The 15,120-nt window shown below is 57.4% G+C and carries 15 protein-coding genes; 10 read left to right on the forward strand and 5 right to left on the reverse strand.

Going from position 1 to position 15,120, the window contains the following annotated elements:
* Nucleotides 1–8: 8 nt before the first annotated feature.
* The 3 genes from CLV89_RS16270 to CLV89_RS16280 form a co-directional block, all read right to left on the reverse strand.
* A complete protein-coding gene (locus tag CLV89_RS16270) occupies nt 9–1,157 on the reverse strand; it encodes a carbohydrate ABC transporter permease (protein ID WP_106164718.1) in 1,149 nt (382 codons plus the stop codon).
* Nucleotides 1,158–1,171: 14 nt separating this feature from the next.
* Nucleotides 1,172–2,179 carry a carbohydrate ABC transporter permease gene (locus CLV89_RS16275; protein WP_106164719.1) on the reverse strand — a complete coding sequence of 336 codons (1,008 nt, stop codon included), beginning with the start codon at nt 2,177–2,179 and terminating at the stop codon, nt 1,172–1,174.
* A gap of 115 nt (nt 2,180–2,294) precedes the next feature.
* Nucleotides 2,295–3,644 carry an ABC transporter substrate-binding protein gene (locus tag CLV89_RS16280; RefSeq protein ID WP_106164720.1) on the reverse strand — a complete coding sequence of 450 codons (1,350 nt, stop codon included), beginning with the start codon at nt 3,642–3,644 and terminating at the stop codon, nt 2,295–2,297.
* A 265-nt stretch (nt 3,645–3,909) separates the two neighbouring features.
* Between CLV89_RS16280 and CLV89_RS16285 the strand changes: the two genes are divergently transcribed.
* Together CLV89_RS16285 and CLV89_RS16290 are read left to right on the forward strand one after the other, a co-directional pair.
* Nucleotides 3,910–4,941, forward strand: coding sequence for a substrate-binding domain-containing protein (locus CLV89_RS16285; protein WP_106164721.1), 1,032 nt, complete (start codon nt 3,910–3,912; stop codon nt 4,939–4,941).
* Nucleotides 4,942–4,945: 4 nt separating this feature from the next.
* The gene (locus CLV89_RS16290; protein ID WP_106164722.1) at nt 4,946–6,277 is read left to right on the forward strand and encodes a GH1 family beta-glucosidase; all 1,332 of its coding nucleotides are present in this window, start codon (nt 4,946–4,948) and stop codon (nt 6,275–6,277) included.
* Nucleotides 6,278–7,355: 1,078 nt separating this feature from the next.
* Here the strand turns inward: CLV89_RS16290 and CLV89_RS16300 are convergent.
* Together CLV89_RS16300 and CLV89_RS16305 are read right to left on the reverse strand one after the other, a co-directional pair.
* Nucleotides 7,356–7,916, reverse strand: coding sequence for a chemotaxis protein CheD (locus tag CLV89_RS16300; protein ID WP_106164724.1), 561 nt, complete (start codon nt 7,914–7,916; stop codon nt 7,356–7,358).
* A gap of 26 nt (nt 7,917–7,942) precedes the next feature.
* A complete protein-coding gene (locus CLV89_RS16305; protein ID WP_106164725.1) occupies nt 7,943–8,878 on the reverse strand; it encodes a CheB methylesterase domain-containing protein in 936 nt (311 codons plus the stop codon).
* Nucleotides 8,879–9,796: 918 nt separating this feature from the next.
* Between CLV89_RS16305 and CLV89_RS16310 the strand changes: the two genes are divergently transcribed.
* The 8 genes from CLV89_RS16310 to CLV89_RS16345 form a co-directional block, all read left to right on the forward strand.
* The gene (locus tag CLV89_RS16310) at nt 9,797–10,084 is read left to right on the forward strand and encodes an STAS domain-containing protein (protein WP_106164726.1); all 288 of its coding nucleotides are present in this window, start codon (nt 9,797–9,799) and stop codon (nt 10,082–10,084) included.
* On the forward strand, nt 10,081–10,455 hold the full coding sequence (locus CLV89_RS16315; RefSeq protein WP_106164727.1) for a response regulator: 375 nt from the start codon (nt 10,081–10,083) through the stop codon (nt 10,453–10,455). Before CLV89_RS16310 ends, CLV89_RS16315 begins: the two co-directional genes overlap by 4 nt.
* A gap of 1 nt (nt 10,456) precedes the next feature.
* Complete coding sequence (locus CLV89_RS16320; protein ID WP_106164728.1) at nt 10,457–12,589, forward strand: chemotaxis protein CheA; 2,133 nt, start codon at nt 10,457–10,459, stop codon at nt 12,587–12,589.
* On the forward strand, nt 12,573–13,061 hold the full coding sequence (locus CLV89_RS16325) for a chemotaxis protein CheW (RefSeq protein WP_106164729.1): 489 nt from the start codon (nt 12,573–12,575) through the stop codon (nt 13,059–13,061). Before CLV89_RS16320 ends, CLV89_RS16325 begins: the two co-directional genes overlap by 17 nt.
* Nucleotides 13,058–13,918 (forward strand): CheR family methyltransferase, encoded by an 861-nt coding sequence (locus CLV89_RS16330; protein ID WP_106164730.1) that lies wholly within the window; start codon nt 13,058–13,060, stop codon nt 13,916–13,918. The genes CLV89_RS16325 and CLV89_RS16330 overlap by 4 nt, the downstream gene beginning before the upstream one ends.
* Nucleotides 13,919–13,964: 46 nt before the next feature.
* Entirely contained in the window at nt 13,965–14,351 is a 387-nt protein-coding gene (locus tag CLV89_RS16335) for a response regulator (RefSeq protein WP_011536823.1), read from the forward strand.
* Nucleotide 14,352: 1 nt separating this feature from the next.
* Nucleotides 14,353–14,682 (forward strand): hypothetical protein, encoded by a 330-nt coding sequence (locus CLV89_RS16340; RefSeq protein ID WP_106164731.1) that lies wholly within the window; start codon nt 14,353–14,355, stop codon nt 14,680–14,682.
* Nucleotides 14,683–14,908: 226 nt separating this feature from the next.
* On the forward strand, nt 14,909–15,120 hold a 212-nt coding region (locus tag CLV89_RS16345; protein ID WP_133166735.1), incomplete at its 3' end, for a transposase.

Below are 15,120 nucleotides of genomic sequence, written 5' to 3' on the forward strand. Positions count from 1 at the left end.
ACAAGGGGTCACTTGACTGACCCGGCCAGAAGTCCGCGTACGAGATACTTCTGCATGGCAAAGAACACGGCGAGCGGCACTGCGATGGAGACAAAGGCGGAGGTCGCGAGGATCTCCCAATTGCCGCCGCGGGTGCCCAGAAGCTCGACGATCTGCTTGGTCATCACTGTAGTTTCGCCCGTCGCGTCGATCAGGAACACCATGGCCACCAGGAGATCGTTCCAGGTCCACAGGAACTGGAAGATCGCGAAAGAGGCCAGTGCCGGGAACGACAGCGGCAGGATGATACGGGTGAAGATCTGGAAATCGGTGGCGCCATCGACGCGGGCGTTCTCGATGATGTCGCGCGGGATGCCCACCATGTAGTTCCGGAGCAGGTAGATCGCCAGCGGCAGGCCGAACCCGGTATGCGCCATCCAGACGCCGAGGTAGCCCTTGCCGATGCCGATCTCGTTGTGGAACTTCAGCAGGGGGATCAGCGCCAGCTGCAACGGCACCACCAGCAGGCCGACGATGGCGGCGATCAGCAAGGCGCGGCCCGGGAACTCCATCCATGCCAGCGCATAGGCGGCAAAGGCCGCCACCAGAATGGGGATGATGGTCGCCGGGATCGTCACCGTCAGCGTGTTGAAAAAGGCGCGTGCCATATTGTCGGTGGCACCGCCCGAGATCAGGATGGTCTCGTAGTTCTGCAGGGTGAACTCCGGTGGTACCACGGCGGTGACAAAAACACGCGGGCCACGGCGTCCGCCCATCTCCTCTGTCGCTTCCATCCGGTAGCTGCCGTCGGCCTCGACCGTCAGTCGCTCGCCGCCGCGCAGCTCGGCCATGTCACCGGGCCCATAGGCAGAGATGTCACGGGCGTTGGTGCCCCAGGCGGAAATTTCAGCGTCGCTCTCACCTTCAAACAGGTTGCCCTCGATCACCCAGAGGTCCCCCTCCGGCACCTGCGTTTCCGGGGCGGCCGTGCGCAGGGTGAGGTTTTGTTCGGTCGGAAACAGCGCCTTCCACCAGCCCGAGGTGGCGATCTGGTCGCCGGTGCGGAAGGAGGAGATAAACAGGCCAACCGTCGGGAAGAGCCACAGCCCCACCAGCACGATGACCGAGATACGAAGCGCCCAGATCAGCCCAGGCTTCTGTCCAGCTATGGCATTCATGGCTCAGCCCTCCCTCAGCGCATTTCGCGGCGTGCGTTGTAGACGTTCCAGACCAGGATCGGCATCACCAGCAGCATGATGATCATTGCCGAGGCGGAGCCGACGCCCCAGTCATTGGCGCGGAACAGCTTGTCGTACATGTAATTGGCTAGAACCTGCGTCTCCCACTGGCCGTTGGTCAGGGCGAACACGATGTCGAAGATCTTCAGCACCACGATGGTGATGGTGGTCCAGACCACCACGATGGTGCCCATGATCTGCGGCACCTTGATCTTGAAGAAGATCTGAAACGGCCCGGCACCGTCCACGATGGCGGCCTCGATGGTTTCTTCCGGAATGCCACGCAGGGCGGCGGACAGAATTACCATGGCAAAGCCGGTTTGGATCCACACCAGAACCATCATCAAAAAGAAGTTGTTCCAGAACGGGATGGTCAGCCATTGCTGCGGCTCCACGCCGCCCAGCCAGACATAGATCGCGTTCAGGATGCCGATCTGCTCGGTGCCCGGCGGACGGGCGTCATAGACCAGTTTCCAGATCACCGCGGCGCCGACAAAAGAAATCGCCATCGGCATGAAGATCAGCGATTTGGCGATATTGCCCCAGGCCAGCCGGTCCGTCAGCTGGGCCGCCAGCAGGCCAAAGGCGGTCGAGACCGCAGGCACCACCAGAAGCCAGAGGAAGTTGTTCTGCAAGGCTTCCCAGAATTTGGCCTCGCCCAGCATCTGGCTGTAGTTGTCCAGTCCGACGAATTCCGAGCCACCACCGGGCAGGCGCTCGGTCAGCGACAGGCGCATGGTCTCCACAACCGGATAGGCAAGATACAGCCCCAGCGCCAACAGCGCCGGCAGCAGAAAGAGCCAGGGACGCACCATATTGGCACGGCGGATGTTGCGGGCGATGTGCGGGCCGCGGGCGGGAAAGATCAGCTTGTCGAGGATCACGTTGGAGAGATAGAAATAGCCGACACAGCCCCCGACGCCAAAGGCAATGGTCAGCAGCCCCTGAATGGCTGGATGCATGACTGGCTCCTGAAAAAGAGTTTGATGCCGGAAGGTGACGTGCAGCCTGTGCAGCACCGCTTAGCGGCAAAGGGGGCAGGGCCGCCCGGGGCGGCCCTGCGGTGGAGGCGACAGGTTACTTCAGCGCGTCCCAGGAGGATTGGATCTCTGCAGCCACGTCCGACGCGGCAGCGCCACCGGCATAGTCGACCATGCCGGTCCAGAAGGCCCCTGCGCCCACGCCACCTGGCATCAGGTCGGAGGCGTCAAAGCGGAAAGTGTCGGCGTTCAGAAGGATCTCGCCCATCTTCTTCAGCGTGTCGGTGGCGTAGAGTTCGGTGTTCACGCCCTTGTGGGGTGTCAGGAACCCCTGCTGGGCCATCCAGACCTCATGCGCGATGGGGGATTTCAGGAACTCCATCAGTGCCCGCGCGCCATCGCTGTCGTTGGTGATCGACCAGATGGTGCCCGCACCCAGAACCGGGTTGCCCAGCTCTTTGCCCTCATAGGCAGGGAAGTAGAAGAAATCCGCGTCCAGACCCATTTCGGTGCCTTCGGGGAAGAACGCCGGAATGAAAGAGGCCTGACGGTGCATCATGCACTGCGGCGGGCTGGCGAACAGACCCTTGGGGCTGTCGCGGAAATCGGTGGAGGCCACCGCTCCGGCGCCGCCGGAGACATAGTCCTCGTTGCGGGCGAAGTAGCCAAACTCCTCGATCGCCTCGACCACACGCGGATCGTCGAACGCGATCTCGTTGGCGACCCACTCGTCATAGACCGACGGCTCCTGCGTGCGCAGCATCATGTCCTCGACCCAATCGGTCGCCGGCCAGCCGGTTGCGCCGCCGGAGCCCAGGCCGATGCACCATGGCGTGTTGCCATCCTCGACCATCTGATCGGTGAGCGTCTTCAGCTCCTCCATCGAGGAGGGGATCTCATAGCCGAAATCCTCGAAGTTCTCCGGGTTGAACCAGACCAGCGATTTCACGTCGACCTTGTAGAACAAACCATACAGATCATCGTTGCCATCGGGGCCGGAGTAGGTGCCCAGATCGACCCAGGACTGACCTGCGGCGTAGTTGTCCGTGACCCAGGTTGCCGTGTCTTCGCCCAATGGCGCGATGAAGCCGCGCCCGGCCATGTCAGAGACCAGACCCGGCTGTGGGAAAACTGCGACATTGGGGGCGGAGCCGGCCTCGGCATCGACCACGATCTGCTGCTCGAAACTGTCAGAGCCAGCATAGCGAACATCAGCACCGGTTGCGGCGCCGAAATAGGCCAGAACGTTTTCAACCAGCGCCTGATCCGGACCCAGCCAGGGGCCAAACACGGTCACCTGTTCGCCGTCGAGGTTGATTTTTTCCAGTTCGGCGTAGCTCGCCCAATTGAAGTCACCTTCGCCGACCGGAAAGATCAGCTCCTGCGCGCTGGACGTTCCCGCCATCAGCGCCATGACGCCCGCGGCCGTCATCAATGTCCGTTTCATGTCATCTCCTCCCAAGATTTCGACACTCATCGCCGTGGTTCTGGTCTGGGCCATCAATCCCGATTTGCAGGATGCCTTCGACCGAATAACCAAAGCGCTTTGACTTTCTCCAAACTTCTAGATTCGAAGCGATCTGTCAATGAGTCTATGTTAGCGCCAAATATATAGGGTTGAATTCTCTTCTTTTCCTCGGCGATAAAGAAGGGCACTCTGGCCGTTCTGAAACCAGCCGCACAACAATTTAAAGCGCTTTGGAGATTTGCAGATGAACCTCAAGCAGCTGTCCACGCTTCTGGGCCTGTCCCAGACCACCGTGAGCCGGGCGCTGAACGGCTACCCCGAGGTCAGCGAGGCGACGCGCCAGCGTGTGATGCAGGTTGCCGATCAGCACAACTATCGCCCCAATACGCGGGCCAAGGCGCTGGCCACCGGGCGCGCCATGGCGATTGGCCATGTGATCCCGCTGTCGACCCAGCACGAGATGATGAATCCGATCTTTGGTGATTTCATCGCCGGGGCCGGGGAAAGCTACAGCACGGCCGGCTATGACATGGTGCTGTCGCTTGTGGCAGATGAGGACCAGTCCCGCGCGTATCATGACATGGCGGCAAAGCGGAATGTAGACGGTATCGTGCTGCACGCGCCCAAGATGCAGGATGCCCGCATCACCCTGCTGCAGCAGATCGGTCTGCCTTTTGCGGTACACGGGCGTGCGACCGATATCGCGGGCCCCTACAGCTGGCTCGACGTCAACAACACCAGCGCCTTTCAGCGAGCAACCGATTTCCTGCTTGACCTTGGCCATCGCCGCATCTGCCTGGTGAACGGTCAGGAGAGCATGGATTTCGCCTTCCGCCGCCGACGTGGGTACGAGGCCGCCCTGCAGGCCCGCGACATCGCCCCCGACCCGGCGCTGCTGTTCGCGGGCGAGATGACAGAGGTCTACGGCTACGACACCGTGCGGCGCACGCAACTGCTGGAGCAGCCGCCCACCGCCTATCTGGTGTCCTCGATCATCGCCGCCTTCGGGGTGCGCCGCGCGATCGAGGAGGCCGGCCTGACAATGGGGCGCGACATCTCCGTCATCACTCATGACGATGATCTGTCCTACCTGCGCAACGGCGCCGATGTGCCGGTCTTCACCGCCACGCGCTCTTCCGTGCGCCACGCAGGCAGCCGTCTGGCCAAGCTGCTGATCTCTCAGATCGAAAACCCGGGCGCGCCGCCGCTCACCGAACTGCTCGAAGCAGAGCTGACTGTCGGCCGTTCCACCGGCCCCGCTCCTAACAGGATCTAGCGATATGGACCATTTCACCTTCACCCGCAAAGACTTCCCGACGCACTTCCTCTTCGGCAGCGCCACCTCCTCTTATCAGATCGAAGGTCATGGTTTTGGTGGTGCCGGGCCGACCCATTGGGACAGTTTTGCCGTCACGCCGGGCAATGTGGTGCGCGCCGAGAATGGTGAGATCGCCTGCGATCACTATCATCACTTCGAGGCAGATCTGGATCTGGCCGCCGCAGCGGGGCTGGATTGCTATCGCTTTTCGACCAGCTGGGCACGTGTCCTGCCTGAGGGCACTGGCACGCCCAATCCCGAGGGGCTCGATTTCTACGACCGCCTGACAGATGCGATGCTGGAGCGCGGGCTGAAACCTTGCGCGACGCTCTATCACTGGGAGCTGCCGCAGCCGCTCGCGGACCTCGGCGGTTGGCGCAACCGCGACATCGGCAATTGGTTTGCCGAGTTCACCGAGGTCATCATGGGGCGGATCGGCGACCGGATGTATTCGGTGGCGCCAATCAATGAGCCCTGGTGCGTCGGCTGGCTGTCGCATTTCCTCGGCCACCACGCGCCCGGCCTGCGCGACATCCGCGCCACCGCCCGCGCCATGCACCATGTTCTGTTGGCCCATGGCCGTGCCATCGAGGTGATGCGCGGCCTCGGCATGGATAACCTTGGCGCTGTATTCAACTTTGAATGGGCCACTCCGGTGGACGACAGCGCCGCCGCGCAGGCCGCTGCCGAGACCTACGACGCCATTTACAACCGTTTCTTCCTTGGTGGCGTGTTCAAGGGCGCATACCCCGAACCGGCCCTGAAGGGTCTGGAGCCTCATTTGCCCAAGGGCTGGCAGGAAGATTTCAAAACGATAACACAGCCAGTCGACTGGTGCGGTCTGAATTACTACACCCGCAAGGTGATTGGCGCCGATGACGGTCCCTGGCCGCACTACGCGGAGCTAGATGGTCCGCTGCCCAAAACACAGATGGGTTGGGAGATCTATCCGGACGGGCTCTACCAGTTCCTGACCCGGACAGCCGCGGACTACACGGGCGATCTGCCCTTGATCGTGACCGAGAACGGCATGGCCAACCCGGATGTGATCACAGGGGGCCGTGTGCCTGACCCCGAGCGCATTGCCTATGTCGATGCCCATCTGGCTCGCGTCCGCCGCGCGATCGCCGACGGGGTTCCGGTGCAGGGCTATTTCCTGTGGTCACTCATGGACAATTACGAATGGGCGCTGGGGTACGAGAAACGCTTTGGCATGGTGCATGTGGACTTCGACACCCTGGTCCGCACCCCCAAGGCCTCGTACTACGCCTTGAAGGAGGCATTGACCGGGTGATGTTGCACAGACCGCTTAATGATTTTATGGATAACAGTCATCGATATTCATCGGCGAGGAAAATGTGAACCCATCCAAGTGGTTACATATTGCGCTAGCAGGTTGTGCGAAGCGCCTTATTCCGCGAGATGGCGACTGTCTGCAGCTTGTTGAAGGTTTTCTGTGTTCCAGAAAATATGATGACTGAGAGCAGGTTTAGCGCGGCCATTTGGCCCGACCGGTTTGCGTAGTCCCATCGCAAGCTCATGTTGTCTTGGAGAGGTGGGTGACGCTGGCTTCCAGCAGGGGTTTGTCAAGATTACGGATAATGGCATCAGTCGCTTCGGGGGCAATGGCAGGTAACCGGTCTGTTTTGAGGGTCCTGTTCTCGAAAAGTCACCCGGAAAGGCGGCCCCGGAAATTCGGGCCAATCATTGATGCGCCTCATCGCAAATCTACTAGAAGCCCAAACCCAGCAAGGCCACGAAAAACCACAAGATTTACCCTTAACTTTTGCGTCGCCTGCGCGTGGATCTGCCCAAGCATGTTGGGTGTGCGGATATCGGTCACGCTGGAAGCCGAGTTCTGGGTCGATGCGCTGACCAAACGACCCACAAGCTTGGCCCGGCTGAGATAATGAACGCGGATCAGGGCAGCCAGTTCACTTCTCTTGTCTCGAATGACCGGTTGTGACGACCCGGCATTCGTATGTCGATGGATGGAAAGGGGTGGTTTCTCGACAACATCTTAGTCGAACGATTGTGGGGAGCTCGAAAACCGAACGCGCCTATCTGCGCGCCGGGGAAACGGGATCGGAGGTCAAGGCTGGCGCCATATACTGGATCGAGTTCTACAATCTCAGGCGTCTGCATTCTGCCCTTGGCGGCAAAACACACGCCGTGGTCTATTGGCAGCGAAATGAAACAACAAACCCCGGTCAGCAGCTGCAAAGAGTAGCTTAAGTTGCGCCGGATCCTGTCCAACAATTCGGGAATAGCTAAGGACGCAGGCTGACTCTCGAGAAAGGACTGAATGTAAGCGAGGGTCCGATGCATCTAACATGCTTCGGACCCTCCGTGATCGTTGCGCGTAGGCAAGCTCAGAACAAAGTAACGTTGTCCGCCGCTGCAGGCTTGCGGACGGGAGCGGCTTGCGTCCGGGCCACTGCCGCGCGCTCCTCCTCGCCGAGGCGACGATCATCTGCCACATGTGTCTGTTGCGCAGCACCCGAACAAGCGTGAAACCGGACTCGTCGAGCAGATGTACCGCCAACCGAAGATGAGATCACTGGAATACCTTCATCACGAAGGAAGCGCTGCACAAAATCAGCGTTGTTCGCACCGATATCAGACAGGTTGGCGGACATCTTTGCACCACCAAAAACCTTGGCTTTCAGGTTAGAGCGCTGCGCGCCTTTTTTCATGATGCCGTTGATCAACAGCTCCATCGCGTGAACGCCGTAGCGGGCGCTGACACCACCACCCGAGGACGACGCGAGCAAGAAGTGATTCATCCCGCCGACCCCGACTTTTTCATCATAAATGCAGGCTGCGATGCAGGACCCTAGCACAGTTGAAAAAGCGACTTTGGGATCCGTTGTCACCTTGTAGTCACCTTGTAGCACGGTGACCGTACTCGTATTTTGAAAAACAGTCGACAAAGCGGCTTCCTTCCAGATCTCTAGGCTCAGGTCTTGCAGGCTTGCAAGAGTGCACCGGCCATTTGGGCCAGAGGTACTTGTTTTTGGGCGGCTCCGGTTTCCCAAGCCACCCTGGGCATGCCGTAGACGACGGCGGTTTTTTCATCTTGGGCAAAGGTTGTCGCGCCAGATTTGCGCAATTCCAACATGCCCTTGGCCCCATCTTGCCCCATACCGGTTAAGATTGCGGCAACAACATCCTGTGCAAACGGAATTGCAGACGAAAATAATGCGTCAACGGATGGCGTATGGCCTGAAATGTTTGGCCCTTCCTTCATCCGAAGGCGATACGGCTTGCGCGGTGTCACCCCCATGTGGCGAGGTTGGCCGGCCGCGATGTAGACATGCCCCGTTTGCAAAGTGATATTGTCGTCCGCTGCGACGACCTTCGCCGGGCAGATTCGGTCCAGCAACGAAACCAGTCCTGACCCAAAGCTCTTGCCCGTGTGTTGCACAATCAAGGTTGGCGGGCACTGTATCGGAAATCCGACGAGAACATTGCGCAACGCTTCAACACCCCCGGTTGACGATCCGATGAGGATGATTTTCTTAAAGTTCTCCCGAGACGCTACAGTCTTTCCGGTCGCGGCAGGGGGGGCGTTGCGACGCGGTGCTTTGATCATCATGTCAAAGTACTGGATGAACTGGCGCGGTGTGTCGGATTTTGTCAGCTCGAAAATGCCCGCTCCGACGTTCAACAATGGCGAGGAGCGCCGCGCGGGTGTCGAATTCGTGCTATCCATCACGGACACCCAGCGCACATCGAGTGCGGAGAACAGGGCGAGCATCATTTCGAACTCGGGCAATTTCGTGAACCCGTCTTCTACAAATGCAAAACTGGGCTGCCCCGCTTCTGCTTGGTTGTAGGCCATCATCAAATTGTTGGCCAACAAGACCTGCATGCCTGGGTAAGCCGCCTCCATCTGCTTCTGCAGAGTCCGAGCAAAGTTTCTATCAGTCGTTACAATCAAGACGCTTAAGGAAGACAATGGCTTACCCACTTGTTTACCCCGACGATCCGGGAGTTCCTATTCAACAAGACAACATCGGCCTCGTCAGTTCATTTTGTATTCGTGCCAAAGCTCATCCAAGGCGCCGCCATATCACATGCGCGCGCCCTCGGGCCTCAGCGTTCAATCACTCACCACCCGAAGACCGAACCTACCGCGGCGCCCATCATGAGGAGTCAGAGCGGGACGTCCTTTGCCACCTTCGCACTTGGGGTAGGTGCCATCTGTGCGCGAAAGGGTGGGACACGTCTCAGCAGCGGGTGTGAAACTACGCCGTTTCATCGCGAGCGGAGCGTCATAAGCCGCTGAAAACCGACTCAAATTACTGTCTGTCAGAGTGTGCTTTCCCGACTTTGCGCAGTCCTGCTTATAATGAGCGTCCTGCGCGACAATTGCGCGGCTGCTCTGCTCGCCCAAAGAATGCGAATTCCGACAGCGTGGTTCACCCGAGGGAACCGTGAGTCGTGTCCGAATCCTCAATCGCTGAGACGCGTTCATGTAATGCTCCGGAGATTCGCGCACGAGTGGGTGCGCATGGTACTTCCAGTTATAACTCCATCAGTAGGGGTTAATTTGCGCCTTACGTGGGCAAATTCTATCTGACTATATCTTATCAACTGGCGCTGATGCCCCTCGCAGCCTGAATGGATGACACCTTTATACGCATCCCACGGGTAGGCGTTGCGGCAGTTACCTTGGGGTGCTGACAAATTGTCTGAGCAGTTCCGAGTTTCTGCAGTTTGGCGGAAATCAAATGTTAAGGCCCTGCGGCTAACACTACTCTCATCGAACTGAAATTTGTCGCCGCAAACGGGGGTGCGAATCGCGAAAATGTCCACCGAAACGCAAAAGCATACATTGGACTTGCCCAATGCCTTCGCGGATCTAGACCCATTGATCGCATTTTTCAACGCGTCTCGTGATAAGGCCGTTGAAGTGGATTGCAGCAATGTCGGCGTGATCCCATCGCGCTGCCTGCAGCTGCTTCTGGGGGCAGAACAACAATGGCGCTCCGAGGGCCTGGGTTTCTCGGTCACTAATATCAACGAAGGGTGCAGAAAGTCCCTTACCCTTCTGGGCCTGGAACCCAATCGATTTGAAGACGAGGAAACAGTATGAAAACCAAAGTTTTGGCAATCGACGACTCCCGAACCATTCGCAACCTTCTGGCAGCGACGCTTGAAGAAGCAGGTTTCGAGTACCATTGCGCCGTTGACGGACGTGAAGGTGTCGACATGTATGACAATGTCGCACCAGATGTCGTCATCACCGACATCAACATGCCCAATCTTGATGGATTTGGTGTCATCGAGGAGCTACGCGGTGATGGGATCAACTCCAAGGTTCCGATCCTGGTTTTGACCACCGAAAGCGCGCCGGAAATGAAGGCACGTGCTCGTGACGCCGGTGCAACCGGGTGGATCACCAAGCCCTTTGACGATCAGTCGCTGATTTTTGCGCTGAAGCGTGTAACCGGGGCGGCCGCGTAAAATGTCGGGGTCGATTCAAGACACATTCTTCGAGGAGTGCGAAGAGCTTCTCGAAGCGATGGATGAGGGTCTGACCGCCATCGAAGGAGGCGATCACGATCCCGAGGTGGTCAATGCAGTATTCCGCGCAGTTCACTCTATCAAGGGTGGTGGCGGAGCATTTGGCCTGGACGAATTGGTGGCGTTTGCACACAAGTTCGAAACAGTCTTTGATGAGGTGCGGTCAAACAAAGTCCAACTGGACGTCAAACTTATCCAGCTTCTCCTGCGATGCAGCGACCATCTCGCTGACTTGGTCAGTGTCGCCCGCGATGGCGGCAGTGTCGATGAAGAGCATAACGACGTTCTGGTTGCCGGTCTTGAAGAGTACCTCGGCGAAGAAGAAGAAGAGTTGACCTTTGAGCCTATGGGCCTTGGTGGACCAGCGGTTCCTTTGCCTTTGGATCTCGAAGAAGAGAAAACCTATCAGATCCGCTTCCAGCCTCTCAAGGAGATGTTCGGGACCGGGAACGAGCCGTTCTTCCTTTTTCAGACGCTTTCCGAGCTGGGCACGCTGAAGGTCACGCTTGACGAAACTGAACTTCCCGGTTTCGACGCCATGGCGATGGATGACAGCTATCTTGCATGGGACCTGACACTGACGACGAAAGAGCCGAAGTCAGCGGTAGAATCCGTCTTCGAATTTGTCGAAGGCCTATGCGAGCTTTCGATCGTGTCTGACAAAGATTCTGAAGATGAAGCCGCTGCCCTGGCTGCACTCAACGCCGCATTTGGCGTGCCCGGGGAAAGTGCCGAACCCGAGCCGTCCGACCCTTTTGAAGAGCCGGCACCTGCAGAGGCAACTCCCATGGCGACACCAGAAGCGACAAAAGTCGAAGCCGTTAAGCCAGAGAGCAACAAGTCAGAACAACGCGGACCAAAGCCGACCTTGCGTGTTGAACTGGAGCGGGTGGACCGGCTGATCAACGCGGTTGGCGAACTTATCATCAACCACTCCATGCTGGCACAACAGATTGCCAATCTGGATGTGGCTGACCTTCGGGATGTGGAAACCGAACTCGAGGGCTTCAAGAATCTGGCTCGAGATATTCAAGAAGGCGTAATGTCCATTCGTGCGCAACCGGTCAAGCCGCTGTTTCAGCGCATGGCACGGATCGTTCGCGAAGCTTCGGCTGCGACAGAGAAAACAGCGAAGCTGGTCACCGAGGGTGAGAATACCGAGGTCGACAAAACTGTCATCGAACGCTTGTCAGATCCGTTGACCCATATCTTGCGCAACGCGGTGGATCATGGCGTCGAGAAACCGGCAGATCGCGAAGCCGCGGGAAAGAGCCGTGCGGGCGAAATACGCCTTTCCGCGTCACATCGCTCTGGCAGCGTCTGCATCGAGATTAAGGATGACGGCGCTGGTGTGAATCGGCCGCGTGTCAAGCAGATCGCCATCGACAAAGGGCTCATCCCTGAGAATGCCGATCTTACAGATGCCGAAATTGACAACCTTCTATTCTTGCCAGGCTTTTCCACAGCCAAAGAGATCTCAAATCTCTCCGGACGTGGTGTTGGCATGGACGTTGTCAAAAACGCGGTCACCGCTCTGGGCGGTAGAATTAACATCTCCTCGTCCCCGGGAAAGGGGTCGACATTCACCATTATCCTGCCTCTGACGCTGGCGGTGATGGACGGCATGGTCGTCTCCGTTGCTGATCAAACAATGGTGGTACCGATCACTTCGATCATCGAGACCATGCGTGGCAGCGATGATATGATCAACAGCTTGGGCGCTGATGGGACGCTGCTATCCATTCGCGGTAACTTTGTTCCCATCTGCGATGTCGCAGGTGCCTTGGGCCTGCGAAAGCCCGAAGGTGACAAGCCGCCCGGAGTGTATCTTCTGGTTGAGACGGAAACAGGCCAACGCAGTGCCCTGGCCGTCGACGATATTCACGACCAAAGGCAGGTCGTGATCAAGAGCCTCGACGGCGTCTGCGGCAATGTCCCCGGCGTTGCGGCTGCCACAATCCTTGGAGATGGCAAAATCGCCATGATTCTGGATTCGGAAAGCATCATCGCGGCCTCCCCTTCCTCGGCCACCTTTGATTCAGAGCGGAGAATGAGCAATGCAATCGCAAGCTGAAGTACAAATTGGCGATCAGGAGATCAAGCACGCTCAACAGAGTGAGTTTGTCAGCTTCACGGTCGCAGGGCAGGCCTTCTGCCTGCAAATCACCCAGATCCGAGAGATCCGTCGGTGGGCTCCGGTCACAATACTGCCGCACGCACCGATGGACGTCCTTGGCGTTATGAACCTACGCGGCGCAGTGATCCCCATCTATGATCTTGCGGCCCGTTTCGGCCTACAGCAGACCGAAGCAAGCGAACGCAATGTCGTGATCGTTGTCGCGGTTCACGGTAAGCCAGTCGGGCTACTAGCGGAGTCGGTTTCGGAAATTATTTCGATTAATCCTGAAGAGATCCAGGAAACCCCTCAGGTCGAGAGCCGCTATACCATGGAGTATATTCAAGGGATCATTTCCCATGACGAAACCATGGTGCGTATCATCAATCTTGACGCCGTTATCTCTGCACCGGAGCAAGGTTTGTCGTGAGTATCGCTGGTCCAGTAGAGTCCTTTGACGGTGGTGGTATCGTCCTGTCAGATCAGGACTTCGAGGCCGTCGCTCAGTTCGCGTATAAACACTTTGGCTTGGCGATGTCGCCAAGCAAAAAGCCACTGGTGTCGTCACGCTTATCACGCAAGCTTCGGAAGCAGAATATAACTGACTTCAAGGAGTATCTAAAGCGCTTAGACGGTCAAAATGCAGACCACGAACGTAGCGAGCTGTTGTCTCTTCTGACCACCAATGTGACTCAGTTTTTCCGTGAGCCGCATCATTTCGAGACGTTACGCCAAGATGTACTTCCGCCTCTGATTGAGCGCGCGAAGAAAGGCGGACGAGTTCGAATTTGGTCGGCGGGATGCTCGATCGGGCAGGAGCCCTACACGATTGCTGCAATCCTGCACGACCTCTGCCCGGATGCGGATCGATACGATATCAAGATCCTCGGAACCGATATCGACCCTGTTGTGGTGCGCACTGCAGAAGAGGCTCAATATCCGCTCGAGGATTTCGAAGGCATCCCGCAACAGTATAAGATGCAACTGGAACCGGGAAACAAATCAGAAACCGGTCGGGTTCCGCAGCATTTGCGAAAGCTAGTGACTTATGGCGTTCTAAACCTAATTCAGCCGTTTCCCTTTAAGGGGAAGTTCGACGCAATATTCTGCCGGAATGTCGCAATCTACTTCGACAACCAAACGCAACAGAAAGTCTGGCAAGCTTTCCAGCGCACACTCACCCCAGGAGGCTACCTTTTTATAGGTCACTCTGAACGCATGTCCGGCCCGGCAGCTCAATACATGAAGACGGTCGGCATCACCACATACGTCAATACCCCCGGCTAAACACGCACTCACGGTTAGCCAAGACGAGAACACGAGGAAAAAAACCATGAGCTTGAAAGACTCCCTGCGCGTGATGGTTGTCGACGACATGTCGACCAGCCGAGGCATTCTTACCCAGTGTCTTGATGAACTCGGCGTGAAGAACTATCTCGTTGAAAATAATGGACAGTCTGCGTTCCAGAAACTTGCGACCAACCCGGTTCATCTTGTCCTGTCGGATTATAACATGCCGGGAATGGATGGACTGGGACTATTGCAAGCCGTCCGCGGCAATGCAGCGACCCAACGTGTCGGCTTCATTTTGGTGACGGGGAAGCCGACTCCAGAAGTTATCGAGGTCGGTAAAAAACTTGGTCTGAATAACATCATCCGCAAACCGTTCACGGTTGCGTCGATGCGTCAGGCTATAGAACAGGTTGTGGGGCGTTTGTAAGATGAGCACGAAATCTTCTAAACCGCTAGATACGGTATATGCGAATTCGGCGCGCGAAATGCGTCAGCTGCAAAGCCAGATTCAGCAGCTGGAAGATACCGTGTTGACCATTGTTGAGCGCCGCACGCCCCCGACAAGCGCGGAAATACGAGAGTTGCAGGATTTTGATTTAATCTCTCAAACACTTGGTGGCTTGTCGACGTTCTTTGACTCGTTGAGGGAACAAGTGGGAACTCAAGATTGCACCGACATCAATCTCGCTACGCAAGACGTGACCCTTCAGCTGCTGCGGGATCGGTTGAGAGAAAGAAATGCACTCTTTGAACTTTAAGAGTTCCTCTTTCGACGCAATCTGCTTCGGCGGATAAATTAGAGAACCCGGTTGCTTTCACCGTAAGCAGCCGGGTTCATTTTATTTATGAAAAGGGCGTTGTTGCGCAAATCCCTGGGGACTCATCTCGTGAATCCAGCATGCTAGCTGTGCAGCATTAGTGACCTGCTCCCCTGAAAAGTCCGCGGTTTGAAGTTAGCCTGTTCTCCAAACGAGGAGACAGACGATGCGGAAGAGCCGTTTCAGCGAAGAGCAGATTATTGGGATCCTGAAGGAGCACCAAGCCGGGATGGGCGCCAAAGAGCTCTGCCGGAAGCACGGCATCAGCGATGGCACGTTTTACAAGTGGCGCTCGAAGTATGGCGGCATGGAAGTGTCGGAGGCCAAACGGCTGAAGGCGCTGGAGGTTGAGAATGCAAAGCTGAAAAAGATGCTGGC

This window comes from Tritonibacter scottomollicae, assembly GCF_003003215.1.
GTDB lineage: Bacteria > Pseudomonadota > Alphaproteobacteria > Rhodobacterales > Rhodobacteraceae > Epibacterium > Epibacterium scottomollicae.

Bases quoted from the DNA above. Each gene is read 5' to 3' on its own strand.
- CLV89_RS16310 (WP_106164726.1), top strand. From the start codon at position 9,797: ATGTCCACCGAAACGCAAAAGCATACATTGGACTTGCCCAATGCCTTC.
- CLV89_RS16290 (WP_106164722.1), top strand. From the start codon at position 4,946: ATGGACCATTTCACCTTCACCCGCAAAGACTTCCCGACGCACTTCCTC.
- CLV89_RS16280 (WP_106164720.1), bottom strand. From the start codon at position 3,644: ATGAAACGGACATTGATGACGGCCGCGGGCGTCATGGCGCTGATGGCG.
- CLV89_RS16320 (WP_106164728.1), top strand. From the start codon at position 10,457: ATGTCGGGGTCGATTCAAGACACATTCTTCGAGGAGTGCGAAGAGCTT.
- CLV89_RS16305 (WP_106164725.1), bottom strand. From the start codon at position 8,878: ATGGAGGCGGCTTACCCAGGCATGCAGGTCTTGTTGGCCAACAATTTG.
- CLV89_RS16285 (WP_106164721.1), top strand. From the start codon at position 3,910: ATGAACCTCAAGCAGCTGTCCACGCTTCTGGGCCTGTCCCAGACCACC.
- CLV89_RS16325 (WP_106164729.1), top strand. From the start codon at position 12,573: ATGCAATCGCAAGCTGAAGTACAAATTGGCGATCAGGAGATCAAGCAC.
- CLV89_RS16275 (WP_106164719.1), bottom strand. From the start codon at position 2,179: ATGCATCCAGCCATTCAGGGGCTGCTGACCATTGCCTTTGGCGTCGGG.
- CLV89_RS16340 (WP_106164731.1), top strand. From the start codon at position 14,353: ATGAGCACGAAATCTTCTAAACCGCTAGATACGGTATATGCGAATTCG.
- CLV89_RS16315 (WP_106164727.1), top strand. From the start codon at position 10,081: ATGAAAACCAAAGTTTTGGCAATCGACGACTCCCGAACCATTCGCAAC.
- CLV89_RS16270 (WP_106164718.1), bottom strand. From the start codon at position 1,157: ATGAATGCCATAGCTGGACAGAAGCCTGGGCTGATCTGGGCGCTTCGT.
- CLV89_RS16335 (WP_011536823.1), top strand. From the start codon at position 13,965: ATGAGCTTGAAAGACTCCCTGCGCGTGATGGTTGTCGACGACATGTCG.